The organism is Paenibacillus sp. PL91 (assembly GCF_012935325.2).
Lineage (GTDB): Bacteria > Bacillota > Bacilli > Paenibacillales > Paenibacillaceae > Pristimantibacillus.
Window position 1 is genome coordinate 166,439 of the sequence record NZ_JABBYG020000008.1, and the last position, 18,038, is coordinate 184,476.

Annotated in this window: 17 protein-coding genes; 10 read left to right on the forward strand and 7 right to left on the reverse strand. The window is 49.5% G+C overall.

The annotated features are described in order from the left end of the window. Nucleotides 1–44 precede the first annotated feature (44 nt). Genes HI950_RS19430 through HI950_RS19440 form a run of 3 tightly spaced genes read left to right on the forward strand, consistent with a single transcriptional unit; the run spans nucleotide 45 to nucleotide 2,398 of the window. A complete protein-coding gene (locus HI950_RS19430; protein WP_169087853.1) occupies nucleotides 45–800 on the forward strand; it encodes an ABC transporter ATP-binding protein in 756 nt (251 codons plus the stop codon). Next, nucleotides 788–1,549: an ABC transporter permease gene (locus tag HI950_RS19435; RefSeq protein ID WP_169087855.1), complete on the forward strand. Its 762-nt coding sequence runs from the start codon at nucleotides 788–790 to the stop codon at nucleotides 1,547–1,549. The genes HI950_RS19430 and HI950_RS19435 overlap by 13 nt, the downstream gene beginning before the upstream one ends. 6 nt (nucleotides 1,550–1,555) lie before the next feature. Further along, the gene (locus HI950_RS19440) at nucleotides 1,556–2,398 is read left to right on the forward strand and encodes an MBL fold metallo-hydrolase (protein ID WP_169087857.1); all 843 of its coding nucleotides are present in this window, start codon (nucleotides 1,556–1,558) and stop codon (nucleotides 2,396–2,398) included. Nucleotides 2,399–2,412: 14 nt separating this feature from the next. On the opposite strand, the gene HI950_RS19445 is transcribed toward HI950_RS19440, so the two are convergent. Continuing rightward, the gene (locus HI950_RS19445) at nucleotides 2,413–2,841 is read right to left on the reverse strand and encodes a DMT family transporter (RefSeq protein ID WP_169087859.1); all 429 of its coding nucleotides are present in this window, start codon (nucleotides 2,839–2,841) and stop codon (nucleotides 2,413–2,415) included. Between the two features lie 24 nt (nucleotides 2,842–2,865). Continuing rightward, a complete protein-coding gene (locus tag HI950_RS19450; RefSeq protein ID WP_169087861.1) occupies nucleotides 2,866–3,564 on the reverse strand; it encodes a cyclic nucleotide-binding domain-containing protein in 699 nt (232 codons plus the stop codon). A 228-nt stretch (nucleotides 3,565–3,792) separates the two neighbouring features. Between HI950_RS19450 and HI950_RS19455 the strand changes: the two genes are divergently transcribed. Together HI950_RS19455 and HI950_RS19460 are read left to right on the forward strand one after the other, a co-directional pair. After that, nucleotides 3,793–4,257: a divergent PAP2 family protein gene (locus HI950_RS19455; protein WP_169087863.1), complete on the forward strand. Its 465-nt coding sequence runs from the start codon at nucleotides 3,793–3,795 to the stop codon at nucleotides 4,255–4,257. Nucleotides 4,258–4,422: 165 nt separating this feature from the next. Then, nucleotides 4,423–5,217 (forward strand): alpha/beta hydrolase, encoded by a 795-nt coding sequence (locus tag HI950_RS19460; protein ID WP_169087865.1) that lies wholly within the window; start codon nucleotides 4,423–4,425, stop codon nucleotides 5,215–5,217. 14 nt (nucleotides 5,218–5,231) lie between these two features. Here the strand turns inward: HI950_RS19460 and HI950_RS19465 are convergent, their stop codons facing one another. The 4 genes from HI950_RS19465 to nirB form a co-directional block, all read right to left on the reverse strand. Further along, nucleotides 5,232–6,185, reverse strand: coding sequence for a TRM11 family SAM-dependent methyltransferase (locus tag HI950_RS19465; RefSeq protein ID WP_169087866.1), 954 nt, complete (start codon nucleotides 6,183–6,185; stop codon nucleotides 5,232–5,234). Between the two features lie 93 nt (nucleotides 6,186–6,278). Further along, entirely contained in the window at nucleotides 6,279–7,055 is a 777-nt protein-coding gene (gene cobA, locus HI950_RS19470; RefSeq protein ID WP_169087867.1) for a uroporphyrinogen-III C-methyltransferase, read from the reverse strand. 75 nt (nucleotides 7,056–7,130) lie between these two features. Continuing rightward, on the reverse strand, nucleotides 7,131–7,445 hold the full coding sequence (nirD, locus tag HI950_RS19475) for a nitrite reductase small subunit NirD (protein ID WP_169087868.1): 315 nt from the start codon (nucleotides 7,443–7,445) through the stop codon (nucleotides 7,131–7,133). Nucleotides 7,446–7,466: 21 nt separating this feature from the next. Then, nucleotides 7,467–9,908 (reverse strand): nitrite reductase large subunit NirB, encoded by a 2,442-nt coding sequence (gene nirB, locus HI950_RS19480; RefSeq protein WP_169087869.1) that lies wholly within the window; start codon nucleotides 9,906–9,908, stop codon nucleotides 7,467–7,469. A gap of 328 nt (nucleotides 9,909–10,236) precedes the next feature. Here nirB and HI950_RS19485 point away from each other — a divergent pair, with 328 nt between their 5' ends. Both HI950_RS19485 and HI950_RS19490 read left to right on the forward strand, forming a co-directional pair. Further along, nucleotides 10,237–10,854 (forward strand): ANTAR domain-containing response regulator, encoded by a 618-nt coding sequence (locus HI950_RS19485; protein WP_169087870.1) that lies wholly within the window; start codon nucleotides 10,237–10,239, stop codon nucleotides 10,852–10,854. A gap of 15 nt (nucleotides 10,855–10,869) precedes the next feature. Beyond that, the gene (locus HI950_RS19490) at nucleotides 10,870–11,916 is read left to right on the forward strand and encodes an anthranilate phosphoribosyltransferase (RefSeq protein WP_169088117.1); all 1,047 of its coding nucleotides are present in this window, start codon (nucleotides 10,870–10,872) and stop codon (nucleotides 11,914–11,916) included. A gap of 538 nt (nucleotides 11,917–12,454) precedes the next feature. On the opposite strand, the gene HI950_RS19495 is transcribed toward HI950_RS19490, so the two are convergent. Further along, complete coding sequence (locus HI950_RS19495) at nucleotides 12,455–13,528, reverse strand: glycosyltransferase family 2 protein (protein ID WP_169087871.1); 1,074 nt, start codon at nucleotides 13,526–13,528, stop codon at nucleotides 12,455–12,457. 365 nt (nucleotides 13,529–13,893) lie between these two features. Between HI950_RS19495 and HI950_RS19500 the strand changes: the two genes are divergently transcribed. Genes HI950_RS19500 through HI950_RS19510 form a run of 3 tightly spaced genes read left to right on the forward strand, consistent with a single transcriptional unit; the run spans nucleotide 13,894 to nucleotide 17,925 of the window. Then, nucleotides 13,894–14,337 (forward strand): SRPBCC domain-containing protein, encoded by a 444-nt coding sequence (locus HI950_RS19500; RefSeq protein ID WP_169087872.1) that lies wholly within the window; start codon nucleotides 13,894–13,896, stop codon nucleotides 14,335–14,337. A 60-nt stretch (nucleotides 14,338–14,397) separates the two neighbouring features. Beyond that, nucleotides 14,398–16,140, forward strand: coding sequence for an ABC transporter ATP-binding protein (locus HI950_RS19505; protein ID WP_187768133.1), 1,743 nt, complete (start codon nucleotides 14,398–14,400; stop codon nucleotides 16,138–16,140). A 12-nt stretch (nucleotides 16,141–16,152) separates the two neighbouring features. Beyond that, complete coding sequence (locus HI950_RS19510) at nucleotides 16,153–17,925, forward strand: ABC transporter ATP-binding protein (protein WP_169087875.1); 1,773 nt, start codon at nucleotides 16,153–16,155, stop codon at nucleotides 17,923–17,925. Nucleotides 17,926–18,038: the final 113 nt, after the last annotated feature.

Sequence of the window (18,038 nt, forward strand, 5' to 3'; positions counted from 1 at the left end):
CAGCTATAATATAAGAAGAGCAGAAGTAGAAGGGAGGACAATCCGTGAACCCTGTTTTAGAGCTTCATAATGTGAAGAAAAACCGCCATGGCTCGGAGGGAACCCCCTTGTTCGCGAATGTATCGGCGCAGATAGCGGAGCCGGCGATCGTTGCCCTGCTTGGCGTGTCAGGCCAAGGGAAGAGCACGCTGCTTCGCATGATTGCGGCTTTGGATAACGCAGATGAAGGACACATCCGTTTACATAACGTATCGCGGCGCGAGATGGACGCAAGGCAATGGCGGATGAAGGTATGCTATGTCGCGCAGCAGTCGGTCATGCTTCAGGGAAGCATCGAACAAAATCTGAAAACGGTCAGTTTGCTGCACCGCATTCCGTATGAGGATAAGCTTGTTCAGCATCTGCTGCCAAGGCTTGGGCTTGCGCATTTGGACCTTAGCAAAAGCGCGGATCGTCTATCGGGAGGAGAGAAGCAGCGGATATCGCTGCTCCGCTCTCTGCTGCTGCACCCTGCTGTGCTGCTGCTCGATGAAATAACAGCCTCGCTTGACCGTGGCAGCAAGGAAATGGTGGAGCAGGTGCTGCAGGAGTGGCATCATCAGGAAGGGACAACGATCATAATGGTCACTCATGATTTTGAACAGGCAAGGCAAATGAGCAAGGCGGTTTGGTTCATGGGCGAGGGGACTTTGCTGGAAAACAGCGAAACCGCTGCTTTCTTCGAGCATCCATCAAGCGAGCTAGCCCGGCAATACATCATGCAGCCGCCCTTGCAAAAGGAGCAGCCATGTCCATCCTAGCGCTTAGCTTCACGCTCCTCTTCGTGATGATTACGATGCTTGTATCCGTATGGCAAAAGCTAGGGCTGGAGCGGGATATTGCCGTTGGAACAGTCCGTTCTGCCGTGCAGCTGCTGTTAGTCGGCTATGTGCTGCAGTTTATTTTTAATACGAGCAATCCGCTCTTTATTACGTTGATCCTTTTGCTTATGATTATCGTCGCTTCCTTTAATGCGGGAAAGAGGGGAGAAGGACTGCGGGGCATCAAGTGGAAAATCGCCATCGCCATCACTTCGACGGAGCTGCTGATGATGGGGCTTCTGCTGGGCTTCCGAATTATTGAGGCGACGCCCCAATACATCATCCCGATAAGCGGCATGACGATCGGCAACGCCATGGTTGTATCGGGCCTGCTTCTGAACCAAATGAGAAGAGAGGTCGGTGCCTCAAGAGGCGAGATCGAGACGCTGTTATCGCTCGGGGCGACAGCTAGGCAGGCGATTCAGGATGTGATGAAGCGGTCGGTGAAATCAAGCATGATTCCAACCATTGACGGCATGAAGACGGTGGGACTTGTGCAGCTCCCCGGGATGATGACCGGGATGATTATCGCCGGCGCGAACCCTATCGAAGCGGTGCGCTACCAAATTTTAATCGTATTCGCATTCGCGAGCTCTGCTGCCGTTACAAGCATTATTTTGAGCTTGTTAAGCTATCGGCAGTGGTTTACGAAAGATTTGCGCATTCAAAATATAGAGGAAAAGGGATGAAGACAAATGAGCGTATATAACAGCGGGAAAGCGTTAGTGAAGCAAATTGCGGAGACGGAGCTGCCACGGCAGGCATTGGCGCTGTGGGCTTTGGGCCAAGAAGGATTTCTCGTCAAATGGAACAAAAAAACGGTGCTGTTTGATCCTTATTTGAGCAACTGGGTTTATGAGCTAGCGGGTCCGCCGTGGTCGCGGGCTTTCGAATCGCCGCTGGCGCCGTCGGATTGTCTGAATGTTGATTATGTCGTTATCTCCCATCATCATGAGGATCATATGGACAAGCTGACGCTGCAGGCGATTGGACAGTCAGCCCAAACGCGCTTTATTGCGCCAAGGGCACATCTGCCTTTATTGAAGGAATGGGGCCTGCGAGATGAACAGCTTATCGGCATTTCTCATGGGCAGTGCTTGGAGCTGGATGGCGGTATCCGCCTTGATGCATTTGCCGCCATGCATGAGCAGTTTGAGCAGGATGATGCAGGTGAGCATAAATTTCTCGGGTATGTGGCAAATTTTGAAGGAGTCCATCTCTATCATGCAGGAGATACGATCGGCTTTCCAGAGCTGGTCACTTGGCTGCAAAGCAGGCAGATCGACATTGCCATGCTTCCCATTAACGGACGGGATTTTGTTCGTAATGGGCAGGGGATCGTCGGCAACTGCAACTACCGTGAAGCGGTCGAAATCGCGGTGCAAATCGATGCGGATATGATTATTCCGATGCATTATGGACTGTTTCCGCATAATGACGAGAATCCGGCTTACTTCGTCGATTATATTCATCGCCATTATCCGGCCAAGAAGTTCCATATGTTCGCGCCCGGTGAGCGGTTTATTTATATGAAATAAACGGTTTGCCGTTCTTATTTCAGCTTGAATACGACAACGCCGGCAATCATGATGCCAATGCCGATCAGCTTGTTGGCTGAGAAAGGCGCCTTATCGACGCCAAACAGTCCAAGGCTGTCAATGATCAGTGAGACAATCAGCTGCGTAGTAAGCAGAAGCGCAACTGAATAAGCAGGTCCTAGCGTGGAGATGCCCTTCATGACGGTAAACACGATCATAACGCCGAAGGCGCCTCCAAGCCAGTACAGCTTATTCACGGTATATAGCTTGGATAGGCCGCCATCCTTGACCATAAGCAAAATGAGTAGCGACAGCAAAAAGCCGGTGCCATGCACCCAAGTATTAGTAAACCAGAAGCCGGTTTTATCGCTGAGTCTTGTGTTGAATACACCTTGTATACTGACCAGAACGCCAGCAAGAAGAGAATAAATAATGCCCATCATGATTAGTCCCCTCCAAATCGTTATTTATCTGTATAAATTGCCGCTGGCAAGCTCCCGAAGGCGCATCGCGTTACGAATATAGATGGCGCCGCGTTTTCGCTCGATAATGCCGTCAGCGGCAAGCTGCGTTATGACACGGTTTAAATGGCGGTAGCTTGTTCCAAGCAGCTCGGCAACCTCCGTCAGCTTCTCAGTCTTCATCTCTACAAGCGATGGGCTAAGCGGATCTTCGGACATAATTGAAATCAGGTAGCTCGACAGGCGGTTCTCTACCGGATATAGCAGGTTGAGGCTTGATACGTACGAAACCGTGTGCAGCTTGTAGCTAATTTGCTTAATGATGAAGGTAAGAAAGCGCGGATCTTGAAATGCCGTTTCCCGCAGCGCCTCCGTCTTAATAGCAATAAAGTGGCTTATGCCGACTGATTCGACCATGCAGCGAACCGGAAAGCCGGTCATAAGCTCCATATCCCCAATGATCGCAAGCGGTTCATTGAAGCGAAGCAGCACGGATTTCCCGTTCGGAAGCGTCGTATACACCTTGATTTTCCCTTTTACTAATAGGAACAGCTGATCAAGCTGATCGCCAGGCGAGCAGATCGCTTCTCCATTTTCGTAAGCCAGAAGGTTCATCATGCCAATAGTTGCTGCATCAAATATCGTCTCAAGCTGATTCTCGGCTGCGTATCGGGCAAGGCGTTCTTCGTTATGAATCGTTTTCATGGTCCCTCCGTCGACTGTCGAGTAGTAACGCAATGCCAGTTATTATCCTCATTTATTATTTTAGAAACAGTAAGTGAATATGAAAAGGACATATGTCCCATTCTAAAAGATAAGTTATCGTTAGTCTTCCTATTCCGCTTGTTTTTGTATGCCGTAATTCAAGGCCACATGAATTTGCAGGCTGCAGGGCAAAATAAGCGAAGAGCGATAACAGGAGGATGAACTGCTGTGGCCAATAGAGGACTTGTAACGGCGATTGCCGCTGTAGGTGCAGCGCAGCTGCTGAAGCTGCCACTGCATTATGCAAAGACTGGTAGATGGGAAATCCGAAAATTGATTGGATCAGGCGGCATGCCTAGTTCGCATTCGAGCGGGGTATCGGCTTTGGCTGCATACACGGCTACCAAATGCGGCGTGAAGACGCCTGAGTTTGCGATATCGGCGATGCTTGGCATCATTGTTATGTATGACGCAATGAATATTCGCAGGCATGCAGGCGAAATTGCTATGCAAGTGAATGATTTGGATGTGGATGTCGAGAAGCTGGCCGGCAAGCATCCGGGAATTTATCATATACGCCGGCGTAAACGGCTTAAAGAAAGCTTAGGCCATCAACCGCGCGAGGTTGCTGCAGGCTCCGTTCTCGGCCTTTTGTTTGGATTCATTGGCGCGATAACCGGGTCAAAAAGATAACAGAAGCAATGTCGGGAATAAGATTGGATGAAGGTTTAAGCGTTCATGCGCTTAAGCCTTTTTTTAGTTTAAAGATCCAATGCATTTCGGTAGCTGGTCGCTCTCGTTCATTATATAATGGTGAAAGCTGGAATTTTATATGCAGCTATATAAGGGGGATTACAAATGACGGAGCAATTATTATGGATGCATGGAGCACCGTATGCGGTAGGGAATGCGGACGAGGATTGTCCAGCGATTACGCCCTATCTTGTGGAAGGAGATCATTCTCCCGCGATTATTATATGTCCTGGCGGCGGCTATGGAGGAAGAGCCTACCACGAAGGGGAGCCTATCGCTCAGTGGCTGAATGGACTGGGCATTTCTGCTTTCGTCCTGCGCTACAGGGTAGCTCCTTACCGGTATCCAAGCGCGCTGCTGGATGTACAAAGGGCGATACGTACCGTTCGATTCAAAGCGGATTCGTTCCGAATCGATCCGAATAAGATCGGCGTGCTTGGCTTCTCGGCGGGCGGACATTTGGCGTCGAATGCGGGGACAAGCTATGACAACGGAAATGAGAGTGCGGAGGATGTCATTGAACGAATGTCATGCCGCCCTGATTTGCTTGCTCTCTGCTATCCCGTTATAACGCTTACGGAGCCGTTCACGCATGAAGGCTCAAGAGATAACTTGCTAGGCAAGGAAGCGGAGTTAGAGCAACTGGAGCGGCTTAGCAGCGAGCGTAACGTAACCGAAGATACGCCGCCGACTTTTTTATGGCATACGTCTGAAGATTCGGCCGTTCCTGTCGAGAATAGCCTAATGTTCGCAGCTGCTCTCAGCAAGCACAACGTGCGCTTTGATCTTCACGTGTACGAGAAGGGACGACATGGGCTGGGCTTAGCTGAGGACGAGGAGCATACGAGAGGCTGGACGGCTGCTTGTGCTTCTTGGCTGGCATTGAATGGATTTCGCTAACCGCTTGCGATAGCTTATGAGCAAACGATGATTTGCCTAATGAAGCTGCCTTTTCTGGTGGTGCAGCGATCCGAGATGGTGAACCCTGCTCCTGCGATAAGCTCGTCCATCGGATCAGCCGTAATGATGACGGCCTTGCTTGCGATGCGGCGAGCATTTCTCAGCAGCGAAAGCTGGGCCTCTGGCGTCGTGCTTGAGAAGTGGTTGTAGGGCATATCAACAATCGCTGTATCATAATGGCTGGTGATGTCGGCTATGTCGCCGCACACAACATCCGTTTTGAAATCGAAATGCGTTAAGTTTTCTAGCGTACCGCGAATGACAAAAGGATTGATGTCCCGGCCGACGATGTCGATGCCCATCGAGAGCGCTTCTACGAGTACCGTCCCAATGCCGCAGCAGGGGTCGATCGCTGTCTTTCCGATTGGAAGAGGGACGGCGATGTTCGCCACCGCACGTGCTACCCGAGTGCTAAGCGCAATCGAATAGCTGCGCGGCTTTTTCATTTGCGTAAGCCAAACGGCCTTGCTCTTGATGTAGTTGCCGAAATACCAGCGTCCGCCCCAGTTCAAAATGCCGAAGGTGTAATCGGGATTGTGCACATCGGCTTCCCCTTCAATATAGATGCCGATTTCTCGTTCGATGCTGCGCTTGTCGTCGAAATCGATTTTATCCTCTGGCGCCAGATCGCTCATTTTGATAAAAATAACTTTAAACGTTGAATCAGCTAATTCGATTTGCTTCACTTGCTCCAATATATCCTCGAGTCGTTCCCCTTCATAAAGCAGCTCAAGCCGCTCTCTCATAAAGGGACTGCGATCGGGATGAACAGCTGTCTCGCTCATCAGAAGGCCAGAATCCGACTGCTTGCCAAAAAAAGAACGCATCTCCAAATGGCATAGCTCTGACTCCTCCAGCCGGTAGCCATAGGTATAAATAAATAACGGCGCTTGCTTCTTCATTTCCAAGTCGTAGTCGCATCCTTTACCATAACGTGCTGAAACCTTCATTATACGTTAAATGGCTCGCAAATGCCTGCTGCTTAGAAATGATGCCTAGAATCAGCCTATTTGCGCGATGGCTTGTTGCTCGGCATGCAGAAGCTGTTCTCGTACTTGAACGACATCCCCAATAATAATTAGCGCCGGATTGCTTAGCTTCATGGATATGGCAAGGGTATGAATATTGGCAAGAGTTCCGACGATGGTGCGCTGGCGCGTGGTCGTACCGCGTTCGATTAACGCAACGGGCGTTGAAGAGGCTTTTCCGTGCTTCAGCAGCTCCTCCCGAATAGCGGGCAGCTCGCTTACGCCCATGTAGATCGCAAGCGTATCTACGCTATGCGCAAGCAAATCCCAGCGGATCGGGGATTTATCGCCATGGCAGCGGCTGCCGGTCACGCAAGCGAAGGAAGCGGCATATTCACGATGGGTCACGGGGATACCCGCAGCAGCGGCAGCGCCGATTGCCGAGGTGATGCCTGGAACAATTTCGAACGGAATGCCTTGTGTGGCAAGCGCCAACGCTTCTTCGGCACCTCTTCCGAAGACGAGCGGGTCGCCCCCCTTCAGGCGGACGACGCTTTTGCCTTGGCGAGCGTAATTGACAAGCGCTTCATTGATTAGATGTTGGGGCATCGCATGCGAGCCAGGGGCTTTGCCGCAGTAGACCAGCTCTGCTTGAGAGCTGGCGTAGCCAAGCAGCTCTTTGCTTATGAGCCGGTCGTACAGGACGACGTCAGCCTGCTGAATGCGCCGCATCGCTTTAATCGTAATAAGCTCGGGATCGCCTGGACCTGCTCCGACAATATAGACCATTCCTGCCGTTATATTTCTCATAAGCTGCTCCTTCCGGCCCTTTTTGCCGCTTTGTGTTCCGTCGTTATACGGGTTTTCTTTGAGACAAGCCAGCCTTTATATCGTTACGTAAATAGATCCGCTCTCTTGATCGATTTCGGTCTCGAAGGTCGTTACGCAGCCGTCGTCAGGCTCATGCACGCGGCCGCTGCGCAAATCCACTTTCCAATCATGAAGCGGGCAGTGTACGGCTGTGCCGCACACCATCCCTTCTGATAGCAGTCCGCCCTTATGCGGGCATTTATTTTCAACGGCGAGCACGCTGCCGTCAGTTAGGCGGAATACGGCAATTTCGATGTCCTTTACTTGAATGCGGCGCGATCCCTTTACATCAATATCGTTGAGATTGGCGACTAGCAGCTTAGTTGTCATGTGAGTACTCCTCCTTAAATGTTATGATTGCACCGTCTCAGGGGCGGATAATTGCTTGAAATTTTTGCGAAGCTCATCTGTTTCAACAATTTGCTTCCAAGGATCTGTCGTTAAGCTGAGCGTTTTCTCGATGCGCGACTTCAGCGCAAGGCGATCTTCAGGGTTTTGCAGCGCATTTTTTACATAATCGAGTCCAACGCGCTCGATCCACTGTGCAGTACGCTCATTCCACTGCGCATTTTCGCGATAAAGCTGCAAGTAGGCGGAGGACCATTCCATCACTTCATCCTCGGTTTTGACGATGCAGAGCAGGTCTGTTGCGCGAACCTTTACTCCACCGTTGCCGCCAACGTGAAGCTCCCAGCCTCCATCTATGGCGACTACGCCAAAATCTTTAATGGTTGCTTCCGCGCAATTTCGCGGACAACCGGACACGGCAAGCTTAACTTTAGCTGGCGTATTTAAACGCTCGAACGCTTTTTCCAATTTGATGCCCATGCCAATCGCATCCTGTGTGCCGAAGCGGCAGAAGGTTGATCCGACGCATGTTTTTACCGTACGCAGCGTTTTTCCGTAGGCGTGGCCGGATGGCATATCAAGCTCTTCCCAAATTTTCGGAAGATCCTCTTTCTTGACGCCGAGCAAGTCGAGCCGTTGGCCGCCAGTAAATTTAACCATCGGAACGTCGAATTTCTCGGCGACCTCGGCAATTTTTTTTAAGTCGGCTGGGGAGGTTACGCCGCCGTAAATACGCGGAACGACGGAGTATGTGCCGTCCTTCTGAATGTTGGCATGGTAGCGTTCATTGGTAATCCGCGATTCGTTCTCGTCAACGTATTCCTCCGGATTGATCATGCCAAGGTAATAGTTAAGCGCCGGGCGGCATTTTGAGCAGCCCTCAGGATTATGCCAGCCAAGTACGTTCATAACTTCCTTGGTGGAATTAAGATTCATCCTTGTTATTTCTGCGACGATCTCATCCCGGTTAAGCGTCGTGCAGCCGCAAATGCCTTCCTTGACCGGTTCGCCTACCGCATCGCCGGCATATAATTGAAGCAGTCCTTCAACTAGCGGCTTACAGCCGCCGCAGGAAGCGGAAGCCTTCGTGCAGGATTTGATTGCGCCAACCGTATTACAGCCCTTGTTCGTAATCGCATCGCCAATCGTTTCCTTTGATACGCCGTTGCAGCCGCAGATGATTTCATCATCGGCCATCGCCTCTAGCCTGTTGCCGCCGGAGTTTTTGCCAAGCATATCGGACGAAATGCCAAGCAGAAGTTCCTTCTCGCGGCCTTCTACCGATTCGCCTTTCTTAATAGAAGCGAACAATTCTGCGCCGTCTGAGGTGTCGCCGAATAATACTGCGCCAATCAGCTTGCCATCCTGAATGACGATTTTTTTGTACGTGCCTGCCAAATCGTCTTGGATCTTCAATGCGCGAGTGGTTGGCGATTCAACGAAATGGCCTGCAGAGAATACGTCGACGCCAGATACTTTAAGCTTGGTAGAGGTAACGGACCCTGCATAGCCAGCCGTTTCCACACCAGCTAGATGCTTAGCTAGCACTGCGCCTTGTTCATACAGCGGAGCCACGAGGCCGTATGCAATTCCGCGATGCTCTGCGCATTCGCCGACAGCATAAATGCCAGGCACGCTTGTTTGCATGAAATCATCGATGACGATGCCGCGGTTCACTTCGAGGCCAGTTGCCTTAGCAAGCTCTATGTTCGGCTTAATGCCGACAGCCATCACGACCAAATCGCCGTCTACCTCGGTGCCATCCGTGAAGGCGAGCCCGGAAGCGCGGCGTTTGCCTTTAATGGAAGCTGTGCTTTTTTTTAATAAAAATTGCATGCCTTGCGCTTCCAGCTCGCGTTGCAGCATTTTGGATGCTGCTTCGTCTAATTGCCTCTCCATCAGGTAGCTGTGAATATGGACGACGTTGACTTCCATGCCGAGATGGAGAAGGCCGCGAGCGGCTTCGAGACCGAGCAAGCCGCCGCCGATGACGACTGCTTTCTTATATTTTTTGGATGCATCAATCATCACTTCACAATCATGAATGTCGCGGAAGGCGATAACGCCTTCCTTGTCTGCGCCGGGAAGCGGCAGCATAAATGGATTGGAGCCAGTTGCCACAATGATCGAATCATAGTCAACTTCTATGCCTTGATGGGAGATCACCTTTTTGCGGTCCGTATCAATTTTGGTTACCTTGTGGCCGGTGTGAAGGGTGATGTTATTTTCTTTGTACCAATCCCAATCGTTAATGACGATTTCTTGCATATCTGCGCCGCCTGCAAGGACGGAAGAAAGCATAATCCGATTATAGTTGGGATGCGGCTCAGCGCCGAAGATTGTAATATCATAGCTATCTGGTGAAAGCTTCAATAGATGCTCGATCGCTCGAACCCCCGCCATGCCGTTGCCGATAAGGACTAGTTTCTTTTTCGTTGTATTCATTGTATTTCTCTCCTCTCAATCTCTGTCTAAGCGAAAATATTAAAAGCCTGCTTTCGATCCAAGAGAAAACGTACGTCTCCCTTGAAAACGAAAGCAGGCTTCTTTGCCGCTCCAAACGAATACATCGTTGTATTCGCGAATGATATGTGTTTGTTATCGTAAATATACAATGAGTTTAGAGTCTATGTCAAGATACTTAACATCAAATGGGTGAAAAAACTTGGGTGGTGACAATTTCATGATTTGTATGTTATATATAATCACAAAGACATCGACTTGTGCATAGTTAACAAATGAAATGAAGTCGAATAGGAGGGGGCACTTCTACATGCGTTCATTGTTGGTGATCGATCAACGTGCGGCAAACGAGGTACCGGTGGCGGACCCTCAATCGGATCAGCTTTCCAAAAAGCATACACCAAGGTTTTTGCTCGAGACCTATGGGTATCATGTCCTTCGAGCAGGAGACGAGAATAAGGCTGTGCTGCAAATGGGCAGCGCAGACGCCGTTATTTTTCACTTGCCTCTTAATGAAGTGAAGCAATGGGGAACGAAGCTCTTGAAGCATAAAACCGTGCCGATGCTATGGTGGTGCAGTGCTGCGACTGCATCCTTGTCAGCCGCATTTTGCGAGGACGACGTGCCTGTGGATGGCGTACTAACCCCTTCGATGAGCGAGCAAGAACTTCACTGGGCGCTGCATTTTGGATCTAAGCAATGCTTCGAGAGGCTGCAATGGATGAACGAGCGCAAGCAGCTGGAAGGACGGCTTGAGGAGCGGAAGTGGATTGATATGGCAAAGGGGATTTTGTGCAAAATCAAAAACATTTCCGAAGCGGAAGCCTATGACGTGCTGCGGAAGCAGGCGATGAACGAACGCAAGCGTATGGTTGACGTTGCGACATCGATTGTAAAGGTATACCAAATCCTTCAGGATCAAAAATAAAGGGGCGTTGCGATGATGATCAACCTGTTAAAGGAAGTCGGCCGTGGAAAAAGAGGAGCGCGTGACCTTGGGTATGATGAGGCGTTGCAAGCGGCCGATGCGATTTTGGAATTAAAGGCGACTCCAGCTCAAATCGGCGCTTTTTTTATCGCTGAACGAATAAAGATGGAAAGCGTTGAAGAAATTGAGGCTTTTGTAACGGTTTGTCGCAAGCATGCCCTTCGCGTTCCTATGCAACAAGGACTCGATTGCGCAGGACCCTATGACGGTCGGAAAAAATCATTTTACGCCACATTCCCTACTGCGTTTCTGCTTGCGGCTGCCGGCCTTCCCGTTACGCTGCACTCAGCGGAATCCTTGCCTCCAAAATGGGGGATAACGCTGCATGATTTGTTGAAGGAAGCCGGCATTGATGCTGAGCGCTTATCGAGCGAACAGATCGTTCAAGCGGCTGCGGATACCGGTGTGCTGTACGTTCCTGCGGAGGAATGGTGTCCGCCTCTTAAGGCGCTGCGATCCATTCGTATTGAGCTGGGTATGCGGACCGTGCTGAATACGGCCGAGAAGCTCATTGATTACGCCCATTCCCCTTATTTGATTTTCGGGGTTTTTCACAATACGGTGTTTGAGCGAATGGCGAAGCTCGCCAGCAACTTGGAATACAAAAAAGCACTCATCGTACAGGGGACGGAGGGCTCCGAGGATTTGTTCATTGAGAGGCCAACCCGCATCTATTACGTAAAAAACGGTGATTCGCATTTGAATATCATCGACCCGGACACCTATGGCTTGGAAACGGCGGTGCCGGAAATCGATTGGACGCCGGCTGAGCAGTTGCGCGTATCGGAATCGGTTCTGCAAGGACGCGGCCATATCGCATTCGTCAATCAAGTGCTGCTTAATGCGGCCGTGAGATTGCAATTGGCAGAGAAGGTTGACTCCATTGAGGAAGGGCTATATATTTGCAAGGATCTGCTCGATAATGGCACCCCATGGGAGCTTTATCGCAAATGGCATAATGCCATGCGGAGCGAAACGGCGCTGCCTTGTCGCACGACGTAACGGCGAGAGGCAGGGAGAGATCACCCAGTAATGCCAGCTTTTTCTGAACTAAATATAAACAAAGAAAACGAGCCTTAGAATCGCTTCTAAGGCTCGTTTGGCATACCTAGTGAGAATCATGAACACGGCAGAATCCTTGAATTATTGCTGTTTGGTAGAAATAACAGGAAATTCTCCATCTATTTTTCCGCTGAGGAGGGAGATAGACCAATTAGCAGGAAAATCTCCCGTTAATCGGAGCGATTTTACCCAAAGCAGGTCAAAAACATAAAATTAACGGGAGAAAATCATTTTAACGTTCGTTTTCGCCCATAATTGCTTGACATAACGGGAGTTTTTCCAGTTAATATGATTTTCAGACGCTTAATCGCAGCTACATCCATCAGTACTGCTGAGAAAATATAGGAGCAACGCTTTACGCCTGAATCCCCGCGCAAGAAAGTTAGCTTCGAAAAACGTCCAATCTTGCTGATTGCGGTCTGTTCCTTCCTGCGTGGTTAATTCGCGGATTGTTTTTTAAAACTCCGTTACTATTCCTTTATCGAATGGTCCGATCGTTGACGGGCTTGCTTTTTTCAGTTATCCGGAAGGGCAGGAGAGAGGTGATGAGCGGCGTATTAAATTCCCAGTTGTAGAGTACGGCTGCGAGCTTGAATTTGATCGACAAATAGTAGAGATACTCCTTCAAGCTGCTGCATTTATACCGGTAACCCAATACACTTGTGCTGTTCGTAATCATCTCGAGATTTAGAATTCGAATGAGATCTGCTTTCGTTACAGGCATAGGACTGTTCTTGAAATTTCTAATCAGCATGCTAAGGATGGACCCGATATGATAGGCTGCCATATCCCTCTTAAAATGACTATGGGCATACAAACCGAACTCCTCGGAAATCCGCTTCCTTAACTCATATTGCAAAATCAAGCTCTTCTCCAGATAAGGCTTATAGGGAGAGCTCATTAAGCTGTCCAGATTGTTGACGGTGTAAAAATATAACGTATCCGGCAGCGCGTAGGCGCGCTCAGCAGCAAGCAGCGCTTCCAGATGAAAGATGGTATCCTCCCCAATCGTCAATCCCTCGTGGAATTTAACGACATTTCTTTCGAGCGATTCCCGAAGAAATAAGCTTCGCCAGGCAAAGCATAAGTCGTTGTCGGAATGGACTGCTGCTGCACTTAAAATAAGGTCCTTCCCGTTTAAAAGCGAATGGAGCCTGTACTGCGGAGAAATGCGGAGACCAGTCGGAACTGTCTCATATCCGCTGATTACGACTTCACAATCATGCTCCTCCGCTGTAGCGTAAAGCTTAACGAAAAATAATTCATCAATTTCATCGTCAGCATCGAGAAAAGCGATGTATTTGCCGCTTGATGCCATGATGCCGACGTTTTTAGTGTTGCTCGTTCCGCTGTTCGATTTATGAATAACTTTTATTCTAGCGTCTACTAAAGCGAGCTCATCGCAGATGGCGCCGCTGCGGTCCGTGGAGCCGTCATTAACAAGCAGCACTTCTATATCCCGGAAGGGCTGATTAAGGATGCGGTTTACGCATCGGAGCAACCATTTTTCAGCATTAAAAATAGGTACGATTACACTAATGGCATTGCCCATACACGTGTCACCCCAGGTATGATCGTTAATGAAAAGCGCTTCAAAGCTGAGCGTTAAACTGATCATATCACATTCGTTATAAAGAACAAATTGTTATTTTGCACAAGGTAAGAAGACTCGAAATTTAAGTTTGGTAGGTAAAACTTTGTCGTGGTAATATAAGGATATTGTGACATTTCAAATTAAAGCTCGAGGGTGAGAGGCCATGAGAATCATCCTTATTGATTTCCGTTTTAATGAAAAAAAATTTGAATTAACCAATTACTTCAAAAGAGCAGCTCACTAGTGTAGGCTAGAGAAGCGTGACTTAAAGAAAGTGCATTAGGTGAGAGAAAGTTCATGCGACACGAAGGGGATAACGAGATATGGAACATATAACAGTCGAATGTCCCATTTTGGTAAATGCTTCTCGGGAGCAAGTGTGGCTTGCGGTAACGGAAGCGGAGCAGCTATCTGTATGGTACGCTCCCGGCTCGCCCTGGGATATTCCGAAGCTAGAGGCGGGAGCGGCAATTTACTTCCATCACTCTCCCAATTCCTATCATGCCGGGACGGAGGTTATCACGCTGCAGGCAACGATAGAGGCGATTGATCCGAAGCGTCGTTTTGCTCTTCGTTGGGAGCTGGATTTTGTGGGAGAACCGATGGTTACTACGTTTCTTCTCGAAGAGGAAGACGGCGGTACCAGACTCGTTTTAACAGAATCGGGCTATGAATCGCGAGAACAGGCTAGGCCGACGGAGGAAGGCTACACCATGTCGCTTAAAAACTTAAAGGCGCATTTAGAAGGTCGGGAGCTTCCTTATTGAACATCATGATAGGTTTTATCTTAAGTAAACAATGAACGGCAACAGGAAAAGGGGGATATGATGTCTTTTGTAAATCGGTTGCGATGGTTTTTTAAGGATCGATGGGGGAGTTATCTATTAGCCGTTAGCATCATGGCAATTGTCAGCCTGCTGTCTACGGTACCGCCCAATCTCATTGGGAAAACGGTCGATCATATACGTGAAGGGCAGCTTACATCTGCGGGCTTGTCGCAGACCGTGCTGCTGCTTATTGGACTTTCGCTGCTGCTCTACGTCATGGTTTATATTTGGATTACGACGTTGTTCGGCAATTCGGCGCTTGTCGAGAAGGTGCTGAGAGGCCGGCTGCTTGCGAATTTGACGCGGATGACGCCTGCTTTCTTTCAGCGCAACAGCACGGGGCAGCTAATGGCGCTCGCAACAAATGATATATTGGCAATCGGACAAACGGCAGGCTACGGCGTCATGACTCTCGTCAATACGCTTGTTGGCGCTTCGGTTGTCGTTATTATGATGGTTTCGCTCGTAAGCTATAAATTAATGATTGCTGCTCTCATCCCGCTCCCCTTGCTGGCGGTCGTGATTAGCAAGCTTGGCAAAAAAGTAAGGACAAGGTTTCTCGATGCACAGGCTTCCTTTGGCAAAATGAACGATCATGCGCTGGAATCGATCTCCGGCATTCGCGTTATTCGCTCGTACGTGCAGGAAAACGATGATCTCACGGCATTCGATAAGGTGACCTCGGATGTTATGCTCAAAAACAAACGGGTATCGATTCTAAATGCATTGTTCCAGCCGATCATTTCGTTGATTGTTGGTGTGAGCTATTCGATTGGTATTGGCTACGGCTCTTATCTCGTTTTTCAAGAAGAAATTTCACTCGGACAGCTCATTTCGTTCAATATTTATTTAGGCATGCTTATATGGCCGATGATCTCCTTCGGTGAGTTCATTAATGTCCTGCAGCGCGGAAGCGCATCGGCTGATCGCTTGGATACGGCGCTCACGCAAAAGCCGGACCTAAAGGACACGGACAAGCCGGTCGCAATCGCAGTGCCTTCAAGCATTGAGATGAAGCAGCTAACTTTTACTTACCCAACAGCCAGCCATCCTAGCTTGGAAAAGGTATCCTTCAAGCTTGAGCGAGGCCAGACGCTTGGCATTGTAGGCAAGACTGGGAGCGGGAAGAGCACACTGCTGAAGCAGCTTCTTCGCCAATATCCGCTGGATCAGGAACAGCTATACATAGCGGGCGTGCCGGTTGAGCGAATCGCCATTGACCAAATGCGACGCTGGATTGCATATGTGCCGCAGGAGCATCTGCTGCTATCCAAAACGATTAGAGAAAATATCGCGCTTGGCAAACCAAATGCGACGCATGAAGAAATTGCGCGCGCGGTCGAAATGGCCTCTTTTACGGAGGATATTGCAATGATGCCTGAGGGACTCGAGACCATCGTTGGCGAAAATGGCGTCATGCTCTCGGGCGGCCAGAAGCAGCGTTTGGCGATAGCGCGGGCGCTGCTCGTCGATTCCGAAATATTGCTGCTGGATGATTCGCTGTCGGCGGTTGATGCGCGGACCGAGAGCCGGATCCTTCATCACATCCGCTTAGAGCGCGAGGGGAAAACGACTTTCATCAACACCCATCGTCTATCAGCCGTTAGTCATGCGGACTGGATCATCGTGCTGAATGAAGGCAGAATTGTCGAGGAAGGCACGCATGAGGAGCTGATGCTGTTCGGAGGCTGGTATAAGGAACAGTGGGAACGGCAGCAAATGGAAGCAAGCTTGGAAGAATAAGGAGGCTGTTGCATGCCAAAGCAATCCACGGCGAGAAGACTATTCCAATATGCTCTCGTCTATAAATTCAGAATTATCGGCGCGCTGCTTATTCTTTGCTGCGCGGTAGGCGCTGAGCTTGGCGGACCTTTTATTATAAAAACAATCATTGATAAGCATTTGTCCGTCGAAGGCAGTGATTTGGCGCCTGTTCTCTGGCTGCTTGCGCTTTATATGGGATTGCTGCTCGTTGCGAGCATCGGCAATTTCTCGCAATCGTATATTTTGCAATCGACGGCGCTGCAAATTATCAAAAACATGCGCATGGATTTAATGCGCCATATCCAGCGGATTCCGCTGCGCTATTTTGACAATACGCCCATCGGTCAAATTGTATCGCGAATAGCGAATGACACGGAGGCTGTGCGGGATTTGTTCATGAGCTTCATGGCGACTTTTGTTGTGAGCTTCGTGCAGTTGATCGGGATATTTACGGCGCTGTTTATTTTGGATGTGCGGCTGGCGCTGTTCTGCTTGCTCCTGCCACCGCTTTTTGCGCTCATTATGGTCATCCATTTGAAGTATTCAAAGCGCTACATTACGATCATGCGGGCAAGGCTTAGCGATATGAATGCGATGATCAATGAATCGATTGTCGTTATGCCAATTATTCAAGCGTTTCGCCGCGAGAAGGTGACGCTGGATGAGTTCGAGGTGCTGAACGAGGATCGTTACGTCAATCAAATTAAGCAGTTTAGAGTGTTCTCTTTGTCCTCGCGGAACATTGTTGGTACGATTGGCAGCCTAGTAACGGCGCTGGTTATTTGGTATTTTGGCCGTGCATCGCTGGAAACGTCCATTATGTTCGGGGTGTTCTACGCCTTTATCGACTACTTGGGACGCATCTTTCAGCCGATTATCGGTATTTTCGATCAGCTGACGAATGCGCAGCGAGCATTCGTATCGGCCGAGAAGGTGTTTGCGATACTCGATATGGAAGGCATGGAGGTCGAGGAGGTTGCGGCGGTGAAGCGGCCTGAGGGCGTCGTGAAATTCGATCAAGTAACCTTCGCGTACAAAGAGGGCGAAAACGTGCTGAAGCAAATTTCGTTTGAAGTGCGCAAGGGTGAGACAGTCGCCCTGGTAGGCCATACCGGTTCGGGGAAGAGCTCGATTATGAACCTATTGCTGGGCTTTTATGAGCCGGATCAAGGGGTTATATCGATTGATGGGCGCGATATTTCGGGATACTCGAAGCAAGCGCTGCGCAAGCATATGGGGATCGTGCTGCAGGATCCGTATTTATTTGCCGGCGATATTAAATTCAACGTCAGCCTTTACAATAAGGATATTTCCATCGATCGTGTCAAAAGCGTACTGAAGGATGTTGGCGCCGCGCCATTCATCGAGCAGCTGCCGAATGGCTATGATGAGCTGGTAGTCGAACGCGGGAGCACGTTGTCCTCTGGACAACGTCAGCTAATTTCCTTCGCTAGAGCGCTAGCTTTCGATCCATCGATTCTTATTTTGGATGAGGCGACAGCGAGCATAGACAGCGAGACCGAGGGGCTAATTCAGCAAGCGCTGCGGGTAGTCAGTCAAGGGCGGACTACGCTAGTTATCGCGCATAGGTTGTCCACTATTCGTGAAGCAGACCAAATTCTCGTCTTGCACCGCGGAGAAATTGTCGAACGGGGCAATCATGATGCGTTGATGGCGCTTGGCGGCAGATATTACAAAATGTATCAGCTCCAAAAGGGCGAGAAAGCTTCTGCGGAACCGGTGAGCATGTCCAAAAAATCATGATCTTGTTATAAAACTTAAGTGCCGTGTGCGTGACGAATAATGTCATGTATATGGCACTTTTTGTTATATTGCATAGGGTTTTATGCCTATTTATCCATTACATTCTACCAATT

What these genes read in the sequence shown, in the direction of transcription:
- HI950_RS19435 (WP_169087855.1), top strand. Translation starts at nt 788, where the DNA reads ATGTCCATCCTAGCGCTTAGCTTCACGCTCCTCTTCGTGATGATTACG.
- HI950_RS19440 (WP_169087857.1), top strand. Translation starts at nt 1,556, where the DNA reads ATGAGCGTATATAACAGCGGGAAAGCGTTAGTGAAGCAAATTGCGGAG.
- HI950_RS19445 (WP_169087859.1), bottom strand. Translation starts at nt 2,841, where the DNA reads ATGATGGGCATTATTTATTCTCTTCTTGCTGGCGTTCTGGTCAGTATA.
- HI950_RS19450 (WP_169087861.1), bottom strand. Translation starts at nt 3,564, where the DNA reads ATGAAAACGATTCATAACGAAGAACGCCTTGCCCGATACGCAGCCGAG.
- HI950_RS19460 (WP_169087865.1), top strand. Translation starts at nt 4,423, where the DNA reads ATGACGGAGCAATTATTATGGATGCATGGAGCACCGTATGCGGTAGGG.
- cobA (WP_169087867.1), bottom strand. Translation starts at nt 7,055, where the DNA reads ATGAGAAATATAACGGCAGGAATGGTCTATATTGTCGGAGCAGGTCCA.
- nirD (WP_169087868.1), bottom strand. Translation starts at nt 7,445, where the DNA reads ATGACAACTAAGCTGCTAGTCGCCAATCTCAACGATATTGATGTAAAG.
- nirB (WP_169087869.1), bottom strand. Translation starts at nt 9,908, where the DNA reads ATGAATACAACGAAAAAGAAACTAGTCCTTATCGGCAACGGCATGGCG.
- HI950_RS19485 (WP_169087870.1), top strand. Translation starts at nt 10,237, where the DNA reads ATGCGTTCATTGTTGGTGATCGATCAACGTGCGGCAAACGAGGTACCG.
- HI950_RS19490 (WP_169088117.1), top strand. Translation starts at nt 10,870, where the DNA reads ATGATCAACCTGTTAAAGGAAGTCGGCCGTGGAAAAAGAGGAGCGCGT.
- HI950_RS19495 (WP_169087871.1), bottom strand. Translation starts at nt 13,528, where the DNA reads ATGGGCAATGCCATTAGTGTAATCGTACCTATTTTTAATGCTGAAAAA.
- HI950_RS19500 (WP_169087872.1), top strand. Translation starts at nt 13,894, where the DNA reads ATGGAACATATAACAGTCGAATGTCCCATTTTGGTAAATGCTTCTCGG.
- HI950_RS19505 (WP_187768133.1), top strand. Translation starts at nt 14,398, where the DNA reads ATGTCTTTTGTAAATCGGTTGCGATGGTTTTTTAAGGATCGATGGGGG.
- HI950_RS19510 (WP_169087875.1), top strand. Translation starts at nt 16,153, where the DNA reads ATGCCAAAGCAATCCACGGCGAGAAGACTATTCCAATATGCTCTCGTC.